Raw genomic sequence first — 20,042 nt, forward strand, 5'->3', positions numbered from 1 at the left:
ATGTAGGTTTACATACATAACTCGACCGAAGGGACCGCGTCGCATGGCCGGACATCGGGAGCGGATGGTGATCTCCGCAGCCCTGCTGATCCGCGAACGCGGTGCCCATCCGACCGCGATCGCCGACGTGCTGGCGCACAGCGGCGCACCGCGCGGGTCGGCCTATCACTACTTCCCCGGCGGCCGCACCCAGTTGCTCAGCGAGGCAATCGACTACGCCGGGGAGTTCATCGCCACCCGGATCGAACGCGCGCGCAGCGGCATCGAGTTGCTCGACGAGCTCTTCGCCGCCTACCGCGGCCAACTCGAACAAACCGACTACCGCGCCGGGTGCCCGGTCGTCGCCGTCACCGTGGAGGCCGGCGCCCCCGACGGCGGAACGACGCCGCTCATCGACCGTGCCGCAGCGGCGTTCGAACGCTGGAACAGCGCGATCGCCGAGCGACTCAGGCACGACGGCGTGGCGGCCGAGCGCGCCGACGACCTCGCGTTGTTCATCACCGCCTCGGTCGAAGGGGCGATCGTCGTTGCCCGCGCCGCACGCTCGACGGCACCGCTCGACTCCGTCCACAACCAACTCCGCACGCTCGTGGTAGCCGCGCTGCCGGAAGGATCCGTCGATGACCAGTAGCGATACCGCCGCAGCGGCAGGCCCGCAGTGGCATGCGACGGCCTGCATCCTGTGCGAGTGCAACTGCGGCATCGTGGTGCAACTCGACGGCCGCACGCTGGCCAAGATCCGCGGCGACAAGAACCACCCGGCGTCGCAGGGCTACACCTGCAACAAGGCGCTGCGCCTCGACCACTACCAGAACAACCGCGGCCGGCTGACGTCACCGATGCGGCGCAGGCCCGACGGCAGCTACGAGGAGATCGACTGGGACACCGCGATCACCGAGATCGCCGCGGGCTTTCGCCGCATCGCCGACACGTACGGCGGGGACAAGATCTTCTACTACGGCGGCGGCGGCCAGGGCAATCACCTCGGCGGCGCCTACAGCGGGGCGTTCCTCAAGGCGCTCGGCAGCCACTACCGGTCCAACGCGCTGGCCCAGGAGAAGACCGGCGAGGCGTGGGTCGACGCCCACCTCTACGGCGGCCACACCCGCGGAGAATTCGAGCACGCGGAGGTGTCGGTGTTCGTCGGCAAGAACCCCTGGATGTCGCAGAGCTTCCCGCGGGCCCGCACCGTGCTCAACGACATCGCCAAGGATCCGGCGCGCGCCATGATCGTCATCGACCCGGTGATCACCGACACCGCGAAGATGGCCGACTACCACCTGCGCGTGCGGCCGGGCACCGACGCCTGGTGCCTGGCCGCCCTGGCAGGTGTGCTGGTGCAGGAGAACCTCTGTGACGAGACGTTTCTCGCCGAGCACGTGCACGGCGTCGAACCCGTCCGAAAGGCGCTGAGCGACGTCCCGGTCGCCGACTACGCGCTGCGGTGCGGGGTCGACGAGGAACTCATCCGCGCTGCCGCGCGGCGGATCGGCGCGGCGGCCAGCGTCTCGGTCTTCGAGGACCTGGGCGTGCAGCAGGCGCCCAACAGCACACTGAGCTCGTATCTGAACAAGCTGCTATGGATCCTCACCGGCAACTTCGCCAAACGCGGTGGGCAGCATCTGCATTCGTCGTTCGGCCCACTGTTCCGGCACACCCGCGACGTCGGCCGCACGCCGGTCACCGGCGCCCCGATCGTCGGCGGCCTGATCCCGAGCAACGCGGTGCCCCAGGAGATCCTGACCGATCACCCGGACCGGTTCCGCGCGATGATCGTGGAGAGCAGCAACCCCGCGCATTCACTGGCCGACTCGCAGGCCTGCCGTTCGGCGTTCGCGTCGCTGCAATTGATGGTGGTCATCGACGTGGCGATGACCGAGACCGCACGGCTCGCGCATTACGTCCTGCCGGCCGCCTCGCAGTACGAGAAGTGCGAGGCAACGTTCTTCAACCTGGAGTTCCCGCACAACACCTTTCATCTGCGTCACCCGCTCCTCGAGCCGGCCGAGGGAACGCTGCCCGAACCCGAGATCTGGGCACGACTGATGCGTGCGCTCGAAATCGTCGATGATGCGGACCTCGAGCCGCTGCGAGTGGCGGCACGACAAGGCCGCGAAGCCTACACCCAGGCGTTCCTGCAGGCCGTCGGGTCCACTCCGATGCTGGGCAAGGTGCTGCCGTTCGTGCTCTACGAGACACTCGGACCGACTCTGCCGCAAGGTCTTTCCGGTGCGGCCGCGCTGTGGGGGCTGGCGCAGAAGGCGGCGATGACCTATCCCGAGGCGGTGCGGCGGGCGGGCCATGCCGACGGCAACGCACTCTTCGATGCCATTCTGGCCAACCCGTCCGGTGTCACGTTCACCGTCCACGAGTACGCCGACGACTTCGCCCTGATCAGCCACGCCGATCGCAAGATCGCACTGGATCTGCCGGAGATGCTCGACGAGGTCCGCGCGCTCGCACACCGGCCACCAGACCTCACCACGGCCGAGTTCCCGATCGTGCTGTCGGCCGGCGAGCGGCGCGCCTACACGGCCAACGACATCCTTCGCGATCCGAGCTGGCGCAAACGGGACGTCGACGGCGCGCTGCGCGTGAGCCTCGAGGACGCCGACACGCTCGGTCTGGTCGACGGCGGGAGGGCCCGCATCACCACGGCCGCGGGCAGCGCCGAGGCCAGCGTCGAGGTCAGCGAGGCCATGCTGCCCGGACATGCTTCCCTGCCCAACGGCTTCGGCCTGGACTTCATCGACGACGACGGCCGCACGCGCGTGCCGGGTGTCGCGCCCAATGCGCTCACCTCCAGCGACTGGCGCGACGCCTATGCGGGCACGCCGTGGCACAAGCACGTGCCGGCGCGCATCGAGGCCGTTTCGGTCTGACCGATCCGATCAGGGCAGCGGCGCCGGAGCGGGCGGCGGTGTCGGCGCCGGAGCGGGCGGCGGCGTCGGAGCGGCCGGCGAGAGCGGAACGTTCGGGCCGGGCATCTGGTCCGGGTATGGCGTGCCCAGGTTGCGCTGCGCGAGACCCCATATCAAGGCCTCCTTTGCGCTGATCTCCTGGTTCTGCACGCCCTGCCAGAGGTCCCTGAAATAGCTGAGCCTCTGATTCTCGGCGCTCTTGGCGGCCGGGTCCAAGGTGGATCCCGGCGGCAGGTTCTCGGGGCTGGCCAGATGCGGCACCTCGGCCGCGGGAGCTTCGGCGGCCGCGGGTGCTGCGGGCGCTTCAGCCCGGGCGGGTGCGGCGGGCGCGGGCGGGCGCGGAATCGCCAGCGGGTCCGGCGCAGGCGCAGGAGCGACGTCGGCCGCCGCAGCCACCACCGGCGCCGGAGGCAGGGCAGGCGGGGTGGGCGGGGCCGGGTCAGCCAGTGCCGCCGGCGCCGCCCATATCGCCACGGCAACGCCGATACCCGCACCGAACAGCGAGAACTTCTTCACGTCCATGTCGATCCTCACCGATGCCCCCTCTTGCCCGTACCGCCGTCTCACGGCGTTACTGGGTGCTTCAGTCTGAACGGGAGAATTGTTACACCTGAGCCCGATGTGACCAAGCGGTCACTATGACGGCCCGAGCGGAACACGTTCCACTTCTCATGACCTCGGACTTCTTCGAACCCGCTTCACCCGTCCCCAACAGTGGTGTAGCAATGCGGTAGGCGCACTAGACCACGTCATGTGAGGAACGCACTAATGCCGACGCCCAACCTGCCGCCCGGATTCGATTTCACCGATCCCGACATCTATGCCGAGCGCCTGCCGGTCGACGAACTCGCCGAGATGCGCCGAGTGGCGCCCATCTGGTGGAACGAACAGACGAAGGGCAATCTCGCCTTCGGCGACACCGGCTTCTGGGTGGTGACCAAGCACAAGGACGTCAAGGAGATCTCCCGCCGCAGCGACGTGTTCTCCAGCAACCAGAAGACGGCGCTGCCGCGGTACCGAGACGACGCCGATCCCGCGTCGCTGGAGGGCGGCAAGGTTGTGCTGCTCAACCAGGACGCGCCGCACCACACGCACCTGCGCAAGATCATCTCGCGCGCGTTCACGCCCCGGGCGATCGAGTCACTGCGCGACGAACTGCGCGAGCGCGCGGCCAACATCGCCAAGACCGCCGCCGCCGAAGGGTCCGGCGACTTCGTCGAACAGGTGTCGGCCGAATTGCCCCTGCAGGCCATCGCCGGGCTGATGGGCGTGCCGCAGGAAGACCGGATGAAGCTGTTCCACTGGTCGAACCAGATGGTCGGCGACCAGGATCCCGAGTACTCGCGCAACGACCCGATGGCCGCATCGGTCGAGCTGATCACCTACGGCATGCAGATGGCCGCGGAGCGGACCAAGAGCCCGGGCGACGATCTGGTCACCAAGCTGGTGCAGGCCGACGTCGAGGGACACAAGCTCACCGACGACGAATTCGGCTTCTTCGTCATCCTGCTCGCGGTGGCGGGCAACGAGACCACGCGCAATTCCATCACCCAGGGCATGATGGCCTTCACCGACCATCCGGACCAGTGGGAACTGTTCAAAGAGCAGCGCCCGGGAACCGCCGCCGACGAGATCGTCCGCTGGGCCACGCCCGTCACGTCGTTCCAGCGCACTGCGCTCGAGGACACCGAACTGTCCGGTGTGACGATCAAGAAGGGTGATCGGGTGGTGATGTTCTACCGGTCGGCGAACTTCGACGAGGAGGTCTTCGACGACCCCTACACCTTCGACATCCTGCGCGACCCCAACCCACACGTCGGATTCGGCGGCACCGGAGCGCACTACTGCATCGGTGCGAATCTGGCGCGGATGACCATCGACCTGATCTTCAACGCGATCGCCGACGAGATACCGAATCTGCGTCCGCTGGGCCGGCCCGAACGGCTCCGGTCGGGCTGGCTCAACGGCATCAAGCACTGGCAGGTCGACTACACCGGTGCCAGTAAGGCGTAGTCAGTAGTCGATGATCGAGCGCCAGTACTCCTCGGGGATCTCGGCGTTCGACCGAAGCGCCATCGCCAACCCGGTCGCCATGGCGACGCCGAGCAGCCCGAGCCACAGCCCGAACAGCCCGATCACCGCCCACAGCGCCGCGGTGACCGCAGGCCACGGCGAGAGCACGGCGAGCACCGGCGCGAAGAAGAACCCGGCACCGATGAACCACGCCGAACCCGCGCGGTCGAAGATCAGCACGAACCGCAGCCACCGTGGAACTCCGACATCGGCGGGAAGGACTGATCCCATGGGTTGCCTCCTGTCAGGGCCGGACACCGTCAACGGTGCCTGCTCGAGGTGAGCGTGGCAACTGCCTGCGCGGGGCGCTCGACGGCGAGTCGCGCGATGCTGTTGCGCCCGCCGACGAGGACACGGCCGCCGCCTTGCGGTGAAACACACGTGAGCCGTCCCGAACACCAATAGAGTCTGGCGGCATGGACAACCGACTCGTTGCAGTGGCTGCCGTCGCCCTGGCCGCTGGCGCCGCCGGCTGCTCGACACCGCCCGCGGCGCTCGGCGGGACCACCGCGAAGGTGACCATCAACGGTCAGAGCACCGGGGGGCCGCATCCGGTGCGCTGCACGCAGTCCGGATGGTCGTGGCGCATCGCCACCCCCACTGAGGCCAAGGGGTTCACCGCCAACATCAATACCGGCGACGAGGTCGTCGTGAACTCGGTGGACTTCCGCGATTTCGGCGGATTCACCGGAACCTTCTGGCAGGACCACCTCGGTGAGGCCGAAGTGACCAGCGCCGGCGGCAAGTACACCATCACCGGTTCGGCCGACGGGTCCTTCGCCGACAACCCCAGCAACGAGGCCACCGCGACGTTCCGCATCGAAGCCGACTGCTGAGGAACCGGCGATGGTGCACGCGTTCCGCCAGGCGGTCGAAGCCGGCGATCTGGACGCCGTCGTCGCCCTACTGCGCGACGATGTGGAGTTCCACAGCCCGGTGGTGTTTCGGCCCTACCGCGGCCGGGCGGCGCTGCGGCCGATTCTGGCCGCCGTGATGGAGGTGTTCGAGGACTTCCGGTACATACGGGAGATCGGCGCAGCCGAGGCGCGCGAGCATGCCCTGGTGTTCCAGGCCAGGGTGGGCGACAAGGAGATCGAAGGCTGCGACTTCATCCGACTCGACGAGGCGGGTGCGGTCAAGGAACTCACGGTCATGGTGCGGCCGTTGTCGGCGACCCTGGCGCTCGCCGAGCAGATGCGAGCCCGGCTTGCGGCGATGTAGCAACTGGTCTTACCACTTGACCTCTGGCCGCTAGTCCCGGCACACTAGGCGCATGGCGCTGCAACCCGTGAACCGGCGGTCCGTGCCCGAAGACGTCTTCGAGCAGATCGTGGCCGAGGTGCTCGACGGGCAGATGAAACCCGGCGAGTCGCTGCCCAGCGAACGCCGCCTCGCCGAGGTGCTCGGGGTCTCCAGGCCGGCTGTCCGCGAGGCGCTCAAGCGACTGACGGCCGCAGGTCTGGTCGAAGTACGCCAGGGTGACGCGACGACGGTGCGCGACTTCCGGCGCCACGCCGGGTTGGATCTGCTGCCGCGGTTGTTGATCCGCGGGGGCGAACTCGACCCGTCGGTGGTGCGCAGCATCCTGGAAACCCGACTTCACAACGGGCCGAAGGTCGCCGAACTTGCGGCGCGACGGCGCGGCGCGGCACTCGCCGCTGTTCTCGACGAGACGGTGAATGCTCTCGAAGCCGAACACGACGCCGTCGAACGGCAGCGCCATGCGCTGGCGTTCTGGGATCACGTCGTCGACGGCGCCGACTCGATCGCCTTCCGGTTGATGTACAACACCCTGCGCGCCACGTATGAGCCGGCACTGCCCGCACTGGCCGCGGTGATGGCAGACGAGGTCGGCCGCCCACAGGCCTATCGCGACGTCGCCGGCGCGATCGTGGCCACCGACCCCGAGCGGGCCCGTCGGGCCGCGCACGACCTTCTCGAACCGGCCACGACGGCTCTGCTGGCCGCACTCGACACTCTGGAGGAGAACCGATGACACCCCGGGCCAGTCGTACCCGCAAGGGGTTCACGCTCGCCGACGCCACCCGCGAGTTCTGGAAACACCCGTCGCCGTGGATGATCGGTGTCACACTGCTCGCCGCGCTGGTCGCGCGCTTCGCGGTCGGCGACTGGCGGCTCACTGACGCCGTCGTGCCGCTGGTGGTGCTGGCCGTGTTCCCGTTCTTCGAGTGGGTCATCCACGTGTTCGTCCTGCATTGGCGACCGAAACGGTTGGGCCGCATGACGATCGACCCGTTGCTGGCCCGCGACCATCGCGCCCACCATCAGGACCCGCGCGATGTCCCGCTGATTTTCATCCCGTGGAAGTCGCTGGTGTCGTGGGTGTTGCCGCTCACGGTGGCCGTCGCGCTGCTGGCGTTCCCGCGGCTGGGCATGGGGTTGACCTTCTTGATGTGCATCGGCGCGCTGGGGCTGGTCTACGAGTGGACGCACTACCTGATTCACAGCGACTACAAGCCGAAAACCGGGCTCTACAAGGCGGTTTGGCGTAACCACCGGCACCATCACTTCAAGAATGAGCACTACTGGTTCACGGTCACCAGTTCCGGCACCGCCGACCGGGTGCTCGGCACCTACCCCGACCCGCGCACCGTGGAGAACTCACCGACGGCCAAGAACCTGCACGCCGCGGCGTGAGGCCGTTGCAAGACCGTCTAGGCCTGGACGATCACCGGGTCACCGACGCCGACGGTGTCGAAGTACCAGGCGGCGTTGTCCGGGCTGAGGTTTATGCAGCCGTGGCTGACGTTCGCATACCCCTGCGATCCGACCGACCACGGCGCCGAATGGACGTAGACGCCGCCGTTGGTGATCCGCACGGCGTTGTAGACGTCGAGTTTGTACCCCTCGGGGTCGTCGAGTGGGATGCCGATGGTTCGCGAGTCCATCACGACGAAGGCTTCCTTGCGCAGGACGCTGAACGTTCCCTGCGGAGTCGGGAAGCGAGCCTTGCCCATCGACGCGGGCATTTCACGCGCCACCTCACCGTCGATACTGACCGTGAAGCTGTATGAGTTGATGTCCGCGACGCTCACCACCGATGCTCCGGTCTGGAAGGAGGCTTTGGTGTCTCCCACACTCAGCGCGATCGTCGAGTGCGCAGGCCAGAATTCGTCCGGTGTCCATTCCAGTACCCGGTCGCTGAGCCAGGTGAACGATCCGGACGGCGTCTGGGGTGCAGATACGGCGAACGATCGTTCGGCGGCGGCGCGATCGGCGACGGCCCGCTGGAAAGTGACCGTGACCGGATGCGCAACACCGACCGTCTCGCCGGCGGGTTGAATACTGGCCACAGCGTCGACCGGAGCGGCGACACGAGCGGCGGTGGTGGCGGTAGCGCCCGCCAACGCGATCGCTGCGATGCCGAGTACGGCGAGCAGGTGTCGAAGCTTCAGCACAGTCACATCCTAATGAGTCGGCAGCGTTTAACTTGGAAATCGCACGTCGTGGCGGTGCGGTCGACCGCGACGCGCGACAGAACGCGCTTTGATGATCTATCGAATGCGGTGCCCGAAACGTTTCACACCGCATCGATTCGAGCCGGTGTGGCCAGCCGGTTGACGGCCAGCAACGCATAGCCCACCACGAGCACGCCGGCGCCGAGAACACCGATGTTCGTCAGCACCGTCGTTGTACCCACCCGGGCGGGGTCCAAGAAATAGTACGGCGCACGCCTGCCCGCCTCATTGAGCAGCACCACGGCCAGCACCGCGTACGCGGCGGGATAGGCCTGCCAGGCGATCGGGTGCCACCAGCGCACCCGCCCCCGTCCACGCCCGATCAACAGCCAGTCCGCCAACGCCAGGGCCGGCACCACGACGTGCAGCAGCAGGTTGGCCGGCGTGTAGCCCATGCTGCGTTCGGTCAGGAACAGGTTCCACACGACGCCGGCGATCAGCACGTAGAGCACCACCGCGCCCCGCAGCCCGACCCGGGCGTCGGCGCGGGGTGAGACCAGGGTCCACAGGTAGTAGGCGGCTGCGAGCACGTTCGCCTGGTAGGTGAAGGTGACGAGCCGCCACGCCACTCCGGAACGGGAGGTGAGCTCGACGGCGGCCAGTGCGAACACCACGCAGACCACGATGCCGAGGCGCAGCACCAGCCGCAGGGCCGCCGAAGCGGCGGCCGGCGTCACGCAGGCGGCGGCGGTGGCGCCAGTGCGGGATCGGGTGCGAGCACCGGGCCGGGTGGCGGCATGACGGGTGCCGGGGCCTGCTGCAGCCCGGCGTCGTCTCCGATGTTCAGCCTGTCCTTGATGCGCTGCAAGAACCCCCGGCGTTCGGGTACGGGCGTCGGCTGCGCGGGCACCAGTCCTGGGGCCATCGACTCCGGGGGCAGCACCGGAGCGCCGGCCACGGGTGCGGCAACGGGCTCGGGCGGCGCGGCGGGTGGCAGCGGCGGGGCCTGCGGCGCCGGTGCCGTGTCGACGGCCACGACCGGCGGCTCGGCGGGCAGTTCAGCCGGCGGCGGCGCCACCTCGACCGGCGGCGGTGCGGGCAGCGCCGCGGGTGCCGGTGTCGCGATCGGCAGCGGTTCGGCGGCCGCGGGGACACCGGACGACGATTTCGCCGCCGGACTGGGCTCCGCGGGCGGGGCACCCTTGTCGGGCGCCAGCTGCATGCTGATCGCGACCGACACCGACGCCACGAACGTCACCGCGCCGGCGGCCAGCATCGCCAGCGGACCCGTCAGCGCCGCCGGGCGGCGGCGGCCCGCCTGATCGTCGGTATAGACGTCCGTCTCGTCCAAGCTCAGCTCGCCGATGTGGGTGGACGCCAGCGCCGCTCCACGGGCCAGCGCCAGTTCGGCCTCGGCGGGGGCGAACACCGGCACGCCCAACGCGTCCTCCAGCTGCGGCATGAGCTCGTCGACACCGGCCCCCGAACCGACCATCACCAGGGCCTGGGGTCGCCAGTCGGCCTTGGCGAACACGGCGCTGAGCCACCGGACCAGCGCCTCGTCGTCGTCGATGGCGTGGTTGACAGCTGTCTGCACGGCTCCCTCGCGGGCGTGCACCACGAGCGCGATGACGGTGTCGGACTCCACGACGCACACCGCGGTGACGTCGTTGCCGATGACCTCCGCCACGCCCCACGCCAGCGCTTCGGACGCCTCGGGCAACCGGATGGGCACGACGTTGTCGAAGCCGCAGTCGCTAAGGGACTTCAGCAGCAGTGAGGCTTCCAGGTCGGCGTTGTCGCTCCAGGTGACGCCGATGGAGTGCAGCCGGTGCCCGCGGGTCGCGGCCAGGGCCTCGGTCCGCAGCACCGCCGCAGCGGCCTCGTCGGACGTCTGCTGCGGAGTCGACCGGCGCCCCGGGATCTCAATGGCGTCGCGGTCGACAGTGGCGCCGTCGGCGTCCTGTCCCTCCACGAGGACAAGGCCGACAGCCGACGGTGTCACCGACAAACCCAGTACGGCGTCCACATACACCCCTTCGGACGTCGAGCTATCGGGGTGACGGTAACAGCACATCGGGAGACCGCTTCCCGTGGTGTCGTCGCGTTCGAGAGCAGACGTCGCCGCGGAATGTGCTGTCGTCGGTCAACCACCTGCACGCACCGGCTGCGCCTCTTTGCCGAGGTTTCTCCCGGCTCGGCGAGGCCAAGTCGTGACCCGGCCGCAACGGTTTTGGCTGTCGGTGCGGGAGACCATGGGAACCGGAGCGCTTGCACGAGCGTCTGACGAGACAACGAGGTTTGGTCGACGTAGGAGGCTGACGATGTCGGTTGCGGTACACATCGAGACCGGCGGCGCGCCGCCGGGCGGCGAGTCCGCCGCGGGCACGGTGGCGGTCGGCACCTTCGGCTTCGCGCACTGCGCCGCCGCCTGCACGTGTGGGTGGCACGGCAGGCGTCGCTATCTGAAGGCGATGGCCGTGCAGGATGCGTGGACGCACTCGATCCACCGGCATTGCGCGGTGGCAAGCCCCCTGGTCCTGCCGGCGCCGGCTTGCCGAGGTCAGTCGGCCAGGATCTCGCGCAGCATCGTCGGTTCGATGTTGCCGCCGGAAAGCACGATCACCGTCCGTCCCGCCGGTGTCACACCCCGGCGGTAGGCCGCCAGCGTCACCGCGCCGCTGGGCTCGCTGATCAGGCGGGCACGATCAGCCAATTGCCTTACCGCCGAACGTATCTCGTCTTCCGTGACGGTGATGACGTCGTCGATCACCTGCTGCAGGTGCGCGAAGGTCAGCTCGGAGGGCTGCGAGCGCAAACCGTCGGCGATGGTGCGGTTGCGGTCCTCGATCGACCAGTCGGCGCGGCGGCCGACCCGCAGACCCTGCGCGGTGTCGGCCGCCAGTTCGGGTTCCACGCCGATCACCCGGGCACCCGGACACAGCGCCTTGATCGCGGTTCCGATACCGGATGCCAGTCCCCCGCCGCTGACCGGGATCAGCACGGTCTCGACGCCGGGCAGGTCCTCGGCGATCTCCAGGCCGATGGTGCCCTGACCGGCGATGATGTCGGGGTGGTCGAACGGCGGGATCAAGACGCCGCCGGTCTGTTCGACCACCTCGGCCGCGACGCGCTCCCGCTGGCCGGCTCCGCACAGCACGACGTCGGCGCCGTGGCCCCGCGTCGCCTGGACCTTCACCGGTGGTGTCTCCTCCGGCATCACAATGTGGGCGGGGATGCCGTACACCGCTGCGGCGTAGGCCACCGCCTGGGCGTGGTTGCCGCTGGAGTAGGCGACCACTCCCCTGGTGCGCACGGACTCGTCGAGGTTGCCGATCGCGTTGAACGCACCGCGCACCTTGAACGCCCCGATCGACTGCAGGCTCTCGGGCTTGATCCACAGCGGCCGGTCGGCGTCACCGGCCCAGCCGGCCGGAAGTAGCGGGGTGCGAAGGACGTACGCGCGGATCCGCGCGGCGGCCTGCTCGATGTCGGCGAGCGATACCATCTGCACGCCGACAGTCTGGCGTACCGGCGCGTACCGTCGCCCCATGGCCCACGCGGGCATGGTCTCTGGCAGCGCCCGTTTCGCACCGAGGTCGGGTGGGTGGAGTCGTGGCAGCCCGACGCCGCCGGCGCACAGCCCGGCCCGCCCGCGCGGCCGGCGCTGCGATGTGCGACCCCCGGCGCCGGCCGCACCCCCGGCGTGAGAGGACAATCGAAGCATGCCCGGCACCCTGTATTTCGACGGCAACTGCGGAATGTGCACCCGGTCGCGCAATCTGTTGATGAAGTTCGACCGGACCGGCGAGCTGCGAACCGAACCGCTGCAGAGCGAGGGCACCGCCGCCCGGCTGGGCATTCCCGAGTCTCGGCTGCTGGAGTCGGTGCGCTGGCTCGACGACTCCGGTGCGGTGTACGCCGGGGCGGAAGCGGTGAACGCCGCGGTCTCGGCGGCCGCAGGCACCCGGGTGCCGCTGCTGGTCTACCGGATCCCCGGCGTCCGCGTGCTCGAGGAGGCTGTCTACCGATGGGTGGCCGACCACCGCTACCGCTTCCCGGGCACCACCCCCTACTGCGAATCCAACCCGGTCGCGTGCTGAGGCGCCGGTTGTCCGACGCTCAGAAATCGATCTCGGTCCACGCCGGGTCGTCGTCGCGGTGTGCTCCCCAGTTGCGGCACTCGCCGTAGAGCCGAAGGGTGGCGTGACCCGAGTCGGTCGCGTCACGGTTGATAAGCGCGACCACACCGTCTGAGCTGAGCTTCGCCCCGAAACGTTCGCCGACCACCGGAGAGCGCGCCCACCCGTCTGCGCTCATCGCATCGGCGACACCGTCCAGATACCGCGCCGGATTGCGTTCGGGCACAGCGAAAGTGGCGTACATAGTGACCTGATACGGCGGGTTCCCCGTGGTGGTGCACGGCTGGAACGAGTAACCCCCCGCGGTCTGCTGCAGTTGTGCGGCCGAGACGATCTGCCTGGCCGCGGCCACCACTTGCGCCGCTGCTTCGTCGTCGCTGAGCGGTGCACCGGACCACGTCTGGGTCTCCGCGCCCTCGACCATCACCACCGCCACGCCCAAGGCCAGAGATATCAGAAGCGTGGCCAGAAGCAGACCGCGCGACGGGCGCGATCGTAGCCAGTGACCGCCCCTGGCCGAGTCGGCAGTCCCTGTCATCGGCCCTGTCATCGGCCCGCGATGCCGAACAGCAGGCGATCGCACACGGCGTCCATCTCGGCACGTGCCGCGGCGCGGTCCGCCGCGCGCGATATGTACAGCGCCGCCTCGTCCAGCGCACCGAGCAGCACGTGTGCCGTCGACCGCACCGGTTGATCGGGGATCGAGCCCTCGGCGATGGCGTGTGCCAGCATGCCCTCGATCACGCCGAGGCCGTACTTCATGCCGACCTCGCGCCAACGAACCCAGCCGAGCACCGCGGGTGCATCGATCAGCACGATCTGGGCGACGTCGGGGGCTGAACAGCCGTCGAGGAACAGCCGGGCGCCCACCCGCATGGCCGCCAGCGGGTCGGCAGGCTGCTGCTCGGCGATCTGGCGTGCGATGTCGGCCACCAGGTCACGCTCGACGTCCTCGTAGACAGCCGCGAAGAGTTGGGCCTTGTCCTCGAACTGGTGGTAGAGCGCCCCCCGGGTGACCCCGGCCTCGGCCACGATGGCCTGCGTCGAGATGTCGGCGAACCCCCGGTCCGCGAACAACTTGCGCGCAGCCTCGATCAGCTGCGCCCGCGTCGCCGCGGTGCGCTCGGCCTGGGTGCGCCGGCCGGTGGAGCCGCCCCTGTTGACTTCCATACAGTGTGCACGTAACTTTCGTACTAAGTGTTTGTAACTTTGAGAGGATAGCGAACATGCCGCAGGTCGCGCTGACAGACGCAACGATCGACTACCGCGTGGTGGGCCCGGAGGACACCGCGCACCCTCCGGTCGTCTTCGTGCACGGCATCCTGGTCGACAGCCGGTTGTGGGACCGGGTGGCCGACGGCCTCGCGCAGCGCGGCTACCGCTGCTATCTGCCGACCTGGCCGCTGGGCTCACACACGGTCCCGGTCAATACGGGCGTGCGGCTGACCCCACACTCGGTCGCGGCGATGGTCCGTGATTTCCTTGTCGCGCTTGATCTTTCGGACGTGACCTTGGTCGGCAACGACACCGGTGGCGGGTTGTGTCAGCTGGTGGTCGACGAATTCGGTGACCGGGTCGGGCGGTTGGTGCTCACCAATTGTGATGCCTTCGACAAGTTTCCGCCCTTCCCCTTCGATTTCGTCTTCGCGTTGCTGCGCGGACCGGTGTCGATCAAGCTCCTGTTCGAGCATATGCGGCTGACGGCACTGCGGCACTCCCCGCTCGGCTACGGGCTGCTGGCTCGGCCGGACAAGCGGTTGACGGCGTCGTGGCTGGAGCCGGGGCGCACCGACGTGCGGATCCGGCGGGACCTGGCTGCCCTGCTGCGGGCGGTTCGAAAGACCGATCTGACCGATGTGGCGACGCGGTTGCCGCGCTTCACCAAGCCGGTGTGTGTGGTGTGGGGTCAGCGCGACCGTTCGTTCACCCCCTCGCTCGGCAGGCGACTCGCGGGCCTGTTTCCCAACTCCACGCTGATCGAGGTCCCCAACGCGCGGACGTTCGTGTCGCTGGACGCCCCGGACGCCGTCATCGACACCATCGTCGGCTGCGGGGAGCACCGGGGCGCGGCTAACCCTTCGTCAGCGTGAACTGGCAGACGTCGGTATAGCCTTCGCGGAACAGGTCGGCGCAGCCGGTGAGGTACTTCATGTAACGCTCGTAGACCTCTTCGGACTGGATGCGGATGGCCTCGTCCCTATTGGCCTCCAGCGCGGCCGACCAGGTGTCGAGCGTGCGCGCGTAGTGCAGCCGCAGCGGTTGCACCAGCTTGACGTCGAAGCCGGCCTTGGTCGCGTGGTTCTTGACCTTGACCGGCTGCGGGAGATCACCGCCGGGGAAGATCTCGTCCATGATGAACTTGAAGAAGCGGATCTTCGTCATCGTGACCGGCAGACCCCGCTCCTTGAACTCCTCGTCGTCGGGTTTGACGATGGTGTGCAGCATCATCACGCCGTCGGCGGGCAGCACCTTGTACGCCGTCTTGAAGAACTCGTCGTAGCGGTCGCGACCGAAGTGCTCGAACGCGCCGATCGAGACGATGCGGTCGACCGGCTCGTGGAACTGTTCCCATCCCTGCAGGAGCACCCGCTTCTCGCGTGGGCTGTCTCCCCCGGTCTCGATGCCGTCGAGGACCTTCTGCACGTGGGCCTGCTGGTTCTTGCTCAGCGTCAGCCCCACCACGTTGACGTCGTACTTCTCGACGGCGCGCTTGATGGTCGCGCCCCAGCCGCAACCCACGTCGAGCAGTGTCATGCCGGGTTGCAGCCCCAGCTTGCCCAGCGACAGGTCGATCTTGGCGAGCTGTGCCTCTTCGAGGGTCATGTCCTCGCGCTCGAAGTAGGCGCAGCTGTAGGTCTGCGTCGGATCGAGGAACAGCCGGTAGAAGTCGTCGGACAGATCGTAGTGCGACTGCACATCCTCGAAATGCGGCGTGAGATCTTTGGTGTTTTCTGGCACAGCACAGCCTCTGACGTCTTGGTTTGTGGTCACCGACGGGCGCTCCGCGCGGTTCGAGAGCCTCCCCGTCGAGAGGGAAGTCTACGCACAGCAACGGCTGGCCGACCTCATTGGCCTGGTCAGGATGATGGTCGACCGGCCGCACTATTGTTGACGCGCACGCAGCGGCGCTTCGCAGGCCCATCGACACAGAACGGAGACCGTTCATGACCAACCCTGACGGCCCCGAGTCCGGCGAGGCTGCTCCCGAGGCGGACGTGGCGGAACAACGCATTCCGGTGGCCGACGAGGACCAGGACACCTGGACCGACGCCGACCGCATCACGACCGCGCGCGACTGGGAGGCCAGCGAGGCCGACCTGGTGGAGCAGGCGCTCGAGGTGCCGTTGCCCGACGACGAGGCGGATTTCGACCGCTGAGGTCTGAGTCAGATCGGCCGCGCGCGGTGACGCCGTACTCGGCCACCGGTCGGACCGGTGACTCATCAGGGCGGGCGGAGTATGCATGAGGCATGGATCTGCGCGAGGCGGGACACCTGCGAGACATCGACGAGGGCCGCGTTTACGGCCGGCCCTACGAGGTGGCCGACGGCACCACGATCATCCCGGTCGTCAAGCCGGTCGGGCTGTTCGTCGTCAAGGACGGGCGGGCGCAATGGCAGCCCGCGGTCGACGCCACCCGCATCGCCATGTTGGGCATCTCAGTGGGGCTGGTCTCGGTGGCGCTCGCCGGGCTGGCAATGGTCCGCCGACCGCCCTGGCCCGACCTGTACGGCGAGGTCTCCCGTCGCCCCCCGGTTTCGGTCATCACCCGCCGGCGACGTCCGGGGCCATGACCACAGACCGCGGCGACGCGCCGCTCACACCGCGGCCCACCGCGAGTCAGACCTTGTGCAAGCACTCCCTACGCGACACAGTGGGGAATCTGCAGGCAAGCGAAGGAGCACGTGTTGGACGGATCGGTGACGGTCTCGATGGCGGCTCCGGCGGAGCGGATCTGGGAGTTGATCGCCGATGTGCGCAACACCGGGAAGTTCTCGCCGGAGGTGATGGAGGCCGAGTGGCTCGACGGGGCCGCCGGGCCCGCGCTCGGCGCGCGGTTCCGTGGTCACGTCAAGCGCAACGAGATCGGCCCGGTGTACTGGACGACGTGTGAGGTGACGGCCTGCGAGCCCGGACGCGAGTTCGGCTTCGCGGTGTTGCTCGGCGAAAAGCCGGTCAACAGCTGGCATTACCGGCTCACTCCGGTCGACGGTGGCACCGACGTCACCGAGTCGTTCCGCCTCGACGACTCGGTCGCGATGAAGGTGTTCTCAGCGCTCGGCGGTCAGCTACGGCGCAGGCGCAACATCCGCGATATGCGCAAGACGCTCGAACGCATCAAGGCCGTCGTCGAAACACCCGGCACCGCCTGAACCCGAGTCAGTCTGTCCGCCAACCCATCACAGGCTTCGGAGGCGACGCACCCGATCGGCGAGCGCTCGCCGCGACACGGGGGCGCTGCGGGCCAGCACCTCGAACGCGTGCGGGCAGCCCGGGTAGACGTGAAGTTCGGTCGGCACGCCTGCATCGGCGAGTCGTCGCGCATAGACGATGTTCTCGTCGCGGAAGATGTCGAGGTCGCCGACGTCGAGGTACGTCTGCGGCAGGCCGCTGAGATCCTCGGCGCGCGCAGGCGCCGCATACGCCGTAGCCGCTTCGGTTCCGGCGTCCCGGCCGAGCAGCGCGCCCCATCCGGTCATGTTGTCCTCGTAGGTCCAGGTGAGAAAGGGCGCGATCTGCGGGTCCGGTGTGGCGGTGCGGTCGTCGAGCATCGGCCAGCCACCGCAGCGCGCAGAAGCAGTCATCGACGGGAACCGGGTGCGGGCGCGGCCTCGGCCTCGCCGACCGCGGCCAGCAACGGTGCCATCTGGTCGAGCACGTGCGCATCGATCCCGAGAGCCATGCTGCGAACCCTAGCTCCCGAGCTGCTATCGCATTGCCGCGCGGCCACATTGGGCGCGGCGGTATCCGAAACGTGCCCGCCGTCCCGGCGGATTTGGTAGGAACAGCCAGAGGCACGGCGAGACGAAGGAGTCTGTGGTGAGTCGGTGGTCGCGCGAGGAGCTCGAGGATGCGTTCGCCCGCTACCAGGATGTGGTCGTCGACATCGGCGAAACGTGGGACTGGTCCAGTTACGCCGACCAGTTCACCGAGGACGCCACTTACGTCGAGCACGCCTTGGGCAACATGTCGGGTCGCGACACCATCCGCGATTGGATCGTCGCCACGATGAACACGTTTCCCGGCAGCGAGATGCCGCACTACCCAGTCGAGTGGTACTCGGTCGACGTCGACAAGGGCTGGGTCATCAACCGCAACGTCAACACGATGAAGGACCCCGGCGACGGCAGCGTGCACGGCACGCCGGTCATAACGGTGCTCAAGTACGCGGGCGACGGTAGGTGGAGTTATGAGGAGGACGCCTACAACCCGATGAACTTCCTGGTGATGGTGCAGGGCTACGTCCAGCGCTGCCACGAGCTGGGCACGCTGTCCGATGACGCGCGCCAATTCGCCCGGAACATGAACTGGACGCTGGGCTAGCGGATAACGAAGTCGGCCGGATCGGGCTCGCGGGTCCACGTCCAGTAGTCGACCAGGCGCCACGGGCTGAGCGTGTGGACCTCCCCGGAGCTGTTCTTGAAGTACGAGTGCTTGATCGTGGGCTGTGACCACACCAGCGTGCGCATCTCGGCCTGACTGCGCTCGTGCCAGTCCGTCGTCTTCTCCACGGTCGGTTCCATCGTCGCGTGTCGGCCCGTGATGAGCAGCTCCAGACATTGCGTGATGTAACGCATCTGGCATTCCGACTGGAAGATCAGGCTGCCGCCACTGGCCAGCCAGGTGCCTGGACCGTTCATGCAGAAGAAATTCGGATAGTTCGGGATCGTGATGCCCAGGTACGCCGACGGTCGCTCACCCCATCGCTCGCTGAGGACTTCTCCGTGTCGGCCACGAATGGTCATGGGCCACAACAGCTTGGTGTGCTCAAAGCCCGTGGCGTAGACGATGACGTCAGCTGAATGGCGTGCCCCGTCCTCGGTCACCACGGCGTCGGACTCGATGCGAGCGATGCCGGTGCGGACCAGCTCGACGTTGTCACGGGTCAGCGTTCTGAGCCAACTGCCGTTGTCCTGCAGTGTGCGCTTGCCGGTCGCCGGGTAGTCCGGCACCACCTTGGCCTGCAGTTCGGGGTCGTCGCCGACCTGACTGAGAATCCACTCGGTGAACATGACCCGGGTGACCTCGCTGATCTCGTTGATCGCCCTCTGCTGGTCCGGATACTCGGGATCGACGCGCGCAACGTCCAAACCCTTGTCGCACCAGGGCCAGAACAGCAGGAAGCGGTACCAGCGGCCGTAGAAGGGCAGGTGCCGCAGCGCCCACTGCACACCCGGACCCACCTTGTCGTGATAGCCGGGGTTGGGAAACATCCACTGCGCCGTGCGCTGGAACACGGTGAGGTGCGTGACATCCGGTGCGATGGTCGGCGCGATCTGGAATCCGCTCGCGCCCGCGCCGATCATGGCGACCCGCTTGCCCTTCAGGTCGACCGAGTGGTCCCATGCGCTGGAGTGGAATGCCGGTCCGGCGAATTCCCGTTGTCCTCGGATCGTCGGGGTATGGGCCCTGTCGAGTTGCCCCACCGCCGTGATCACCGCGCGCGCCGACAGTTCCGCGGTCGTGCCGTCACGACCGACGGTGTGAACGGTCCACGTGGAGGTGTCGTCGTCCCACGCGGCTTCGGTGACCTCGGTCTCCCACCGGACGTGGCGGCGGATGTCGTGCTTGTCCATCACCCGCTCGAAATAGGCTTGCAGCTCCGGCTGCTCGGCGAAGAAGTGGGTCCACTGGTCCGTCGGTTCGAAGCTGTAGCAGTAGAAATGGTTGGGCACGTCGACCCGGGCGCCGGGATAGGTGTTCTGGTACCAGGTGCCGCCGACCCCCGCGTTCTTCTCGACGATGGTGAACGGGATGCCCGCCTCCTTCAACCGGATCCCCGCCAACAGTCCCGACTCCCCGCAGCCGATGACGACGACCGGGAAGTCGTCCGCACGGCCGGCGGCCGGGACTGATCGGGCGTCGCGGCCGTCGAGTTCCATCTCCTCGAGCAGCATCGGGACGTACTCCTCCGGCACGGGTTCGCAGACCAGCCACTGCATCATCTCGCGCAGCAACTCCGCGCCGACCGGTTCGGGTTCCGGGCAGCCCCGGTCGCGGTAGTCGGCGATGACCTCCAGGGCGATTTTGCGGACCGCTGTTTTGTCCTCCTCCGACATATAGCCCTGCACTTCGTTGAGGAACAGCCCGGCCGGTTTCAACTCGCCGCGGATCAGATTCGCATCGCCGGACATGTGCACCAGCGACAGCATCAAGGTGGGGATGCTGACGTCCAGCAAGGCCGCGGCGATCCGTTCGTCCGACGTCGTAAACGGTTGCCCGGCATGTGGGTTGCGCACGGTACTTTTCTACCGGCGAGCAGACGAA

The 20,042-nt window shown here is 68.0% G+C and carries 24 protein-coding genes; 13 read left to right on the forward strand and 11 right to left on the reverse strand.

Annotation, left to right across the window (positions count from 1 at the left end; genetic code table 11):
• Positions 1–43 precede the first annotated feature (43 nt).
• A complete protein-coding gene (locus K3G64_RS19870; RefSeq protein ID WP_238886739.1) occupies positions 44–631 on the forward strand; it encodes a TetR/AcrR family transcriptional regulator in 588 nt (195 codons plus the stop codon).
• Positions 621–2,882, forward strand: a complete 2,262-nt coding sequence (locus K3G64_RS19875) for a molybdopterin-dependent oxidoreductase (protein ID WP_238886741.1) — start codon at positions 621–623, stop codon at positions 2,880–2,882. The genes K3G64_RS19870 and K3G64_RS19875 overlap by 11 nt, the downstream gene beginning before the upstream one ends.
• Positions 2,883–2,891: 9 nt before the next feature.
• Here the strand turns inward: K3G64_RS19875 and K3G64_RS19880 are convergent, their stop codons facing one another.
• The gene (locus tag K3G64_RS19880; protein WP_238886743.1) at positions 2,892–3,455 is read right to left on the reverse strand and encodes a hypothetical protein; all 564 of its coding nucleotides are present in this window, start codon (positions 3,453–3,455) and stop codon (positions 2,892–2,894) included.
• 234 nt (positions 3,456–3,689) lie between these two features.
• Between K3G64_RS19880 and K3G64_RS19885 the strand changes: the two genes are divergently transcribed.
• A complete protein-coding gene (locus K3G64_RS19885) occupies positions 3,690–4,934 on the forward strand; it encodes a cytochrome P450 (protein ID WP_238886745.1) in 1,245 nt (414 codons plus the stop codon).
• Here the strand turns inward: K3G64_RS19885 and K3G64_RS19890 are convergent, their stop codons facing one another.
• Positions 4,935–5,225, reverse strand: a complete 291-nt coding sequence (locus K3G64_RS19890) for a hypothetical protein (RefSeq protein WP_238886747.1) — start codon at positions 5,223–5,225, stop codon at positions 4,935–4,937.
• Positions 5,226–5,410: 185 nt separating this feature from the next.
• Here K3G64_RS19890 and K3G64_RS19895 point away from each other — a divergent pair, with 185 nt between their 5' ends.
• Genes K3G64_RS19895 through K3G64_RS19910 form a run of 4 tightly spaced genes read left to right on the forward strand, consistent with a single transcriptional unit; the run spans position 5,411 to position 7,652 of the window.
• Positions 5,411–5,830 carry a lipoprotein LpqH gene (locus tag K3G64_RS19895; RefSeq protein ID WP_238886748.1) on the forward strand — a complete coding sequence of 140 codons (420 nt, stop codon included), beginning with the start codon at positions 5,411–5,413 and terminating at the stop codon, positions 5,828–5,830.
• A gap of 10 nt (positions 5,831–5,840) precedes the next feature.
• Complete coding sequence (locus K3G64_RS19900) at positions 5,841–6,215, forward strand: nuclear transport factor 2 family protein (protein ID WP_238886750.1); 375 nt, start codon at positions 5,841–5,843, stop codon at positions 6,213–6,215.
• A gap of 52 nt (positions 6,216–6,267) precedes the next feature.
• Entirely contained in the window at positions 6,268–6,990 is a 723-nt protein-coding gene (locus K3G64_RS19905) for a FadR/GntR family transcriptional regulator (RefSeq protein ID WP_238886752.1), read from the forward strand.
• Positions 6,987–7,652, forward strand: a complete 666-nt coding sequence (locus K3G64_RS19910) for a sterol desaturase family protein (protein WP_238886754.1) — start codon at positions 6,987–6,989, stop codon at positions 7,650–7,652. Before K3G64_RS19905 ends, K3G64_RS19910 begins: the two co-directional genes overlap by 4 nt.
• Positions 7,653–7,669: 17 nt before the next feature.
• Here the strand turns inward: K3G64_RS19910 and K3G64_RS19915 are convergent, their stop codons facing one another.
• The 4 genes from K3G64_RS19915 to K3G64_RS19930 all read right to left on the reverse strand — a co-directional run bounded on the left by K3G64_RS19915 (position 7,670) and on the right by K3G64_RS19930 (position 11,921).
• Positions 7,670–8,413 carry a L,D-transpeptidase gene (locus tag K3G64_RS19915; protein WP_305071264.1) on the reverse strand — a complete coding sequence of 248 codons (744 nt, stop codon included), beginning with the start codon at positions 8,411–8,413 and terminating at the stop codon, positions 7,670–7,672.
• Between the two features lie 122 nt (positions 8,414–8,535).
• On the reverse strand, positions 8,536–9,150 hold the full coding sequence (locus tag K3G64_RS19920; RefSeq protein WP_238886756.1) for a Pr6Pr family membrane protein: 615 nt from the start codon (positions 9,148–9,150) through the stop codon (positions 8,536–8,538).
• Positions 9,147–10,442: a DUF7159 family protein gene (locus K3G64_RS19925; RefSeq protein WP_238886758.1), complete on the reverse strand. Its 1,296-nt coding sequence runs from the start codon at positions 10,440–10,442 to the stop codon at positions 9,147–9,149. The genes K3G64_RS19920 and K3G64_RS19925 overlap by 4 nt, the downstream gene beginning before the upstream one ends.
• A gap of 534 nt (positions 10,443–10,976) precedes the next feature.
• Positions 10,977–11,921: a threonine ammonia-lyase gene (locus K3G64_RS19930; RefSeq protein WP_238950845.1), complete on the reverse strand. Its 945-nt coding sequence runs from the start codon at positions 11,919–11,921 to the stop codon at positions 10,977–10,979.
• A 217-nt stretch (positions 11,922–12,138) separates the two neighbouring features.
• Between K3G64_RS19930 and K3G64_RS19935 the strand changes: the two genes are divergently transcribed.
• The gene (locus K3G64_RS19935) at positions 12,139–12,516 is read left to right on the forward strand and encodes a thiol-disulfide oxidoreductase DCC family protein (RefSeq protein ID WP_238886760.1); all 378 of its coding nucleotides are present in this window, start codon (positions 12,139–12,141) and stop codon (positions 12,514–12,516) included.
• Between the two features lie 19 nt (positions 12,517–12,535).
• On the opposite strand, the gene K3G64_RS19940 is transcribed toward K3G64_RS19935, so the two are convergent.
• Both K3G64_RS19940 and K3G64_RS19945 read right to left on the reverse strand, forming a co-directional pair.
• Positions 12,536–13,093 (reverse strand): hypothetical protein, encoded by a 558-nt coding sequence (locus tag K3G64_RS19940; protein ID WP_238886762.1) that lies wholly within the window; start codon positions 13,091–13,093, stop codon positions 12,536–12,538.
• 8 nt (positions 13,094–13,101) lie between these two features.
• Complete coding sequence (locus K3G64_RS19945) at positions 13,102–13,725, reverse strand: TetR/AcrR family transcriptional regulator (protein ID WP_238886764.1); 624 nt, start codon at positions 13,723–13,725, stop codon at positions 13,102–13,104.
• A gap of 56 nt (positions 13,726–13,781) precedes the next feature.
• On the opposite strand from K3G64_RS19945, the gene K3G64_RS19950 reads away from it, so the two are divergent.
• The gene (locus K3G64_RS19950) at positions 13,782–14,645 is read left to right on the forward strand and encodes an alpha/beta fold hydrolase (RefSeq protein ID WP_238886766.1); all 864 of its coding nucleotides are present in this window, start codon (positions 13,782–13,784) and stop codon (positions 14,643–14,645) included.
• Here the strand turns inward: K3G64_RS19950 and K3G64_RS19955 are convergent.
• Positions 14,626–15,513, reverse strand: coding sequence for a cyclopropane mycolic acid synthase family methyltransferase (locus tag K3G64_RS19955; protein ID WP_238886767.1), 888 nt, complete (start codon positions 15,511–15,513; stop codon positions 14,626–14,628). The two genes, K3G64_RS19950 and K3G64_RS19955, sit on opposite strands and share 20 nt — an antisense overlap.
• 206 nt (positions 15,514–15,719) lie before the next feature.
• Between K3G64_RS19955 and K3G64_RS19960 the strand changes: the two genes are divergently transcribed.
• From K3G64_RS19960 to K3G64_RS19970, 3 genes are all read left to right on the forward strand, one after another.
• Positions 15,720–15,932: a hypothetical protein gene (locus tag K3G64_RS19960; protein WP_238886769.1), complete on the forward strand. Its 213-nt coding sequence runs from the start codon at positions 15,720–15,722 to the stop codon at positions 15,930–15,932.
• A gap of 92 nt (positions 15,933–16,024) precedes the next feature.
• Complete coding sequence (locus tag K3G64_RS19965; RefSeq protein WP_238886777.1) at positions 16,025–16,348, forward strand: hypothetical protein; 324 nt, start codon at positions 16,025–16,027, stop codon at positions 16,346–16,348.
• A gap of 114 nt (positions 16,349–16,462) precedes the next feature.
• Positions 16,463–16,927 carry an SRPBCC family protein gene (locus K3G64_RS19970; protein WP_238886779.1) on the forward strand — a complete coding sequence of 155 codons (465 nt, stop codon included), beginning with the start codon at positions 16,463–16,465 and terminating at the stop codon, positions 16,925–16,927.
• A 27-nt stretch (positions 16,928–16,954) separates the two neighbouring features.
• Here K3G64_RS19970 and K3G64_RS19975 read toward each other — a convergent pair whose 3' ends face one another.
• On the reverse strand, positions 16,955–17,359 hold the full coding sequence (locus K3G64_RS19975) for an alpha/beta hydrolase (RefSeq protein ID WP_238886780.1): 405 nt from the start codon (positions 17,357–17,359) through the stop codon (positions 16,955–16,957).
• 235 nt (positions 17,360–17,594) lie between these two features.
• Between K3G64_RS19975 and K3G64_RS19980 the strand changes: the two genes are divergently transcribed.
• Complete coding sequence (locus K3G64_RS19980) at positions 17,595–18,098, forward strand: nuclear transport factor 2 family protein (protein ID WP_238886781.1); 504 nt, start codon at positions 17,595–17,597, stop codon at positions 18,096–18,098.
• Here K3G64_RS19980 and K3G64_RS19985 read toward each other — a convergent pair.
• Complete coding sequence (locus K3G64_RS19985) at positions 18,095–20,014, reverse strand: flavin-containing monooxygenase (protein ID WP_238886783.1); 1,920 nt, start codon at positions 20,012–20,014, stop codon at positions 18,095–18,097. The two genes, K3G64_RS19980 and K3G64_RS19985, sit on opposite strands and share 4 nt — an antisense overlap.
• Between the last annotated feature and the right edge of the window lie 28 nt (positions 20,015–20,042).

The organism is Mycobacterium sp. IDR2000157661 (assembly GCF_022317005.1).
Classification (GTDB): domain Bacteria; phylum Actinomycetota; class Actinomycetes; order Mycobacteriales; family Mycobacteriaceae; genus Mycobacterium.